This window comes from Dietzia sp. SYD-A1 (assembly GCF_015356725.1).
In the GTDB taxonomy this organism is placed as follows: Bacteria; Actinomycetota; Actinomycetes; order Mycobacteriales; family Mycobacteriaceae; genus Dietzia.
On sequence record NZ_JADDKI010000026.1, the window covers coordinates 1 to 4,186 of the forward strand.

Annotated in this window: 3 protein-coding genes; 1 reads left to right on the forward strand and 2 read right to left on the reverse strand. The window is 70.4% G+C overall.

Going from position 1 to position 4,186, the window contains the following annotated elements:
• Window positions 1–199 precede the first annotated feature (199 nt).
• Window positions 200–2,056, reverse strand: coding sequence for a glutamine--fructose-6-phosphate transaminase (isomerizing) (gene glmS, locus IY392_RS01590; RefSeq protein ID WP_107755860.1), 1,857 nt, complete (start codon window positions 2,054–2,056; stop codon window positions 200–202).
• Between the two features lie 73 nt (window positions 2,057–2,129).
• Here glmS and IY392_RS01595 point away from each other — a divergent pair, with 73 nt between their 5' ends.
• A complete protein-coding gene (locus IY392_RS01595) occupies window positions 2,130–3,002 on the forward strand; it encodes a dienelactone hydrolase family protein (RefSeq protein WP_231750486.1) in 873 nt (290 codons plus the stop codon).
• 51 nt (window positions 3,003–3,053) lie between these two features.
• On the opposite strand, the gene glmM is transcribed toward IY392_RS01595, so the two are convergent.
• Window positions 3,054–4,186, reverse strand: a 1,133-nt coding sequence (gene glmM, locus IY392_RS01600; protein WP_194860349.1) for a phosphoglucosamine mutase, incomplete at its 5' end; no start/stop codon positions are given.

The following is a 4,186-nucleotide window of genomic DNA, read 5'->3' on the forward strand; positions in this document are numbered from 1 at the left end:
ACCGTAGACCCCTCCGGTCCGCCTCCGCAGGAGCGCCGCGGTGTGGTGGGCGACCCCCGATGCGGCGCCGCGCATCACGGCGTCGGGTTCCCCCGCGGCCTCGGCGGCCTCGATGAGCGGGCGCTCCGCGGATCGGATCGCCTCGACCGGATGCGCGCGCAACATGATGTCCACGTCCTTCCTCGGACCCGGGGGCGGGTCACTCCACAGTGACGGATTTGGCGAGATTGCGGGGCTTGTCCACGTCGTAGCCGCGGGCGGCGGCGACCTCGGCGGCGAAGGCCTGGTAGGGGATCGTCGCGAGCAACGGTTGCAGCAGGGTGGTCGACGCCGGGATCGGGATGAAGTGGTCCGACAGCGGTCGCACCACCTCGTCCCCCTCCTCGGCGATCACGATGGTCCGTGCACCACGGGCCCGGATCTCCTGGATGTTGCTCACCAGCTTGGAGTGCAGGACCCCGCGTCCCTCGACCGGCGGCATCACGATGAACACGGGCAGGTCGTCCTCGATCAGCGCGATCGGACCGTGCTTGAGCTCGCCCGCCGGGAAACCCTCGGCGTGCATGTACGCCAATTCCTTGAGCTTGAGCGCTCCCTCGAGGGCGGTCGGGTAGCCGACGTGGCGGCCGAGGAACAACACCGACTTCGACCCGGCGAGCTCCCGGGCGATCTCGCGGACCGGGTCGAGGGAGTCGACCACCTTCTGGATGGCGACGGGCATCTGCTCGAGCTGACGGAACTCGGCCGCCACCTCGTCGGGGTACTTGGTACCGCGGGCCTGGGCCAACGCCAGCCCGACGAGATAGTTGGCGGTGATCTGGGCGAGGTACGCCTTGGTGGACGCCACCCCGATCTCCGGGCCGGCGTGGGTGTAGAGCACGGCGTCGGCCTCACGCGGGATCTGCGACCCGTTGGTGTTGCAGACCGCCAGTACGCGGGCCTTCTGGGACTTGGCGTGACGGACGGCCTCGAGGGTGTCGGCGGTCTCACCGGACTGCGAGATGGCCACCACGAGGGTGGACCGGTCCAACACGGGGTCCCGATAGCGGAACTCCGAGGCGATCTCGACCTCGCAGGGCAGACGGGTCCAGTGCTCGATGGCGTACTTGGCCACCATCCCGGAGTGGTACGCGCTGCCGCAGGCCACGATGAAGACCTTGTCGATGTCCCGCAGGTCCTGGTCGCTGATCCGCTGCTCGTCGAGCACGATCCGACCGTCCTGGAAGTGTCCCAGCAGGGTGTCGGCGACCGCCGCGGGCTGCTCGGCGATCTCCTTGAGCATGAAGTAGTCGTATCCGCCCTTCTCCGCGGCGGCCAGATCCCAGTCGATGTGGAACGGGCGTCCTTCGGCTGGCTCACCGGCGAGATCGGTGATCTCGTAGCCGTCTGCCCGCAGGACCACCACGTTGTCCTGGCCGAGTTCGACCGCCTCTCGGGTGTGCTCGATGAACGCCGCGACATCCGAACCGAGGAACATCTCGCCCTGACCGACGCCCAGCACCAACGGGGTCGACCGCCGGGCCGCGACAAGGGTTCCCGGGTGGGCGGCGTGACTGAAGACCAGGGTGAACGCCCCCTCGAGGCGGCTCAGAACGGCCCGGCACGAGGCGACGAAGTCCCCCGCGTGGGGACCGGACCCCATCTCCCGCGCCAGCAGATGCGCGGCGACCTCGGAGTCGGTGTCCGAGACCAGGTCGACCCCGGCGGCCTCCAACTCCGCACGCAGGGGGGCGAAGTTCTCGATGATGCCGTTGTGCACGATCGCCACGTCGCCGGAGACGTGCGGGTGGGCATTGCGGTCGCTGGGCCGTCCGTGGGTGGCCCAGCGGGTGTGACCGATCCCGGTGGTCCCCGGGAAACCGTCGCGGCCGGCGGAGTCCAACGCGGCCTCGAGGTTGGCGAGTTTGCCCTCCTTCTTCTCGACGCGGGACCCACCCGAACCGTCCAGGACGGCCACGCCCGAGGAGTCGTAGCCGCGGTACTCCATCCGCCGCAGGGCCTCGACCACGACAGGGAGGGCAGCCTGGTGCCCGACATATCCGACGATTCCGCACATGGCCGATCAGTCTAGTCCGGCCGACCCGACTCCCCGGCACCGTCGACCCCCCGGAGGCGATACTGTGGCCCTCGTGGCCACCAAGACCAAAGCACTGCTCGACAAGGTGAACCGGCGGGGCCCCTACGGGGTCGATACGGGCGACCTCGGTTTCACCGGGACGCCGGGCGCCGTGTTCGTGCCCAGTGACGCACCGTCGCCCGCCCCGCTGGTGGGCTTCGCCCACGACTGGACCAAGGGCCCCCGCGACTACACCGACACGCTCAAGCACCTCGCCTCGTGGGGTTTCGTCGTGGTGGCGCCCGCGACCGACCGGTCTCCCCGGCCGAATCACCAGCACTTCGCCGACCACCTCTCGGCCGCGATCGAGGACGTCCTCCAGGCCAGGCTCGGCCGGGGAACGGTCCGCGCGGACCCCCGACGCATCGGTCTGGCCGGCCACGGACTCGGGGCCGGGGTCTGCGCCCTGCTGGCCTCCCAGCGCACCGACATCGACGCAGTGGCGATGGCGTTCCCCACCGCGACCGTCCCGTCCGCCGCCGATCGGGCGATCACCATCGATGCGCCGGGCCTGCTGCTGTCGGCCTCGGGTGGCGTGCACGCCGAGGACGCGCGGGCGATCCACCTGGCATGGCGCGGTCCGATCGTGCACCGGCGTCTCGAGAAGGCCATCGAGACCGGCCTTGTCGAGGGCGCGCCGTTGATCAAGTACGTCGGGCTCGCGGACCCGGATCGTCGGACACAACGCACGGTGCGCCCGCTGCTGGCGGGTTATCTCCTGAACACGCTCGCGGGCGATGCGACCTACTCGGCGTTCGCCGACCCGGAGGAGACGCTCAAGGACACCGTCACGGTGACCGACGCGATGCTGGACGAGGAGGACGACGACCTCACGGCCGGCGGGCCGCCGCTGCTCCGACTCTTCAAGAGCTTCACCGGGAGCTGAGCCCGCCGGATGACCCGGCAGGCCCGGGCCCGCCGGGGTCCCGGGGCCTCGTCAGACGGTGGTGACGAGTCCCGCCAACCTCTCGGCCACCCTGCGGGCGCAGTGCGCGTCCTCCGCTTCCACCATGACGCGGACCAGTTGCTCGGTGCCCGACGGGCGCAGCAGTACCCTGCCCGTCGCCCCCAGTCGTGCCTCTTCCTCGGCCACAGCGTCGCCCACCAGCGCGGACGACACGACAGCGGCCTTGTTCTCCACCGGCACGTTGATCAGGATCTGCGGGAGCACGGTCATCACTCCGGCGAGCTGGGCCAGGGAGCTACCGGTCTCCGCCATCCGGGCCATGATGCGAAGGCCGGTGAGAACCCCGTCGCCGGTGGTCGCGTGGGCGGGGAGGACGAGGTGACCGGACTGCTCGCCGCCCAGGCTGTACCCGCCCTCACGAAGGCGTTCCAGAACGTAGCGGTCCCCCACCTTTGTCTCGGTGACGTGGATCCCTGCGGCCTGCATCGCCACCTTGAGGCCGAGGTTGCTCATGACCGTCGCCACGAGGGTGTTCTCCACGAGTTCTCCGGCGTCCCGCATCGCCAGCGCGAGGATCGCCATGATCCGGTCACCGTCGACGACCTCACCGGAGGCGTCCACGGCCAGGCAACGATCCGCGTCGCCGTCGTGCGCGAGGCCGAGATCCGCGCCGTGCTCGAGGACGGCCGCGCGCACGTCGTCCAGGTGTGTGGAGCCGCACCCGTCGTTGATGTTGTACCCGTCGGGGCTTGAGTGGAGCTCGATCACGGTCGCCCCCGCATCACGGTAGGCGCGCGGCGCCGCCACACTCGCCGCCCCGTTGGCGCAGTCGACCACCACCCGGAGGCCGTCCAGCCGTCCCGGCGTCGCGTCGAGCAGGTGCCGGACGTATCCGTCCAGGGCGTCCTCCGACGGCGCACGTGAGATCCGGCCGACCTCCGCCCCGGTGGGTCCGGTGATCCTCCCCTCGGCGAGCGCATCCTCGATGCGGTCCTCCAGGTGGTCACCTAGCTTGTGCCCGCCGGCGGCGAAGAATTTGATGCCGTTGTCGGGCATCGCGTTGTGCGAGGCCGAGATGACCGCCCCGAGCGCCGCACCGTGCCAGGCCGTCAGATGGGCGACGGCCGGGGTCGGGAGTTCCCCGACGCACAGCACGTCCACCC

Bases quoted from the DNA above. Each gene is read 5' to 3' on its own strand.
- glmS (WP_107755860.1), bottom strand. From the start codon at position 2,056: ATGTGCGGAATCGTCGGATATGTCGGGCACCAGGCTGCCCTCCCTGTC.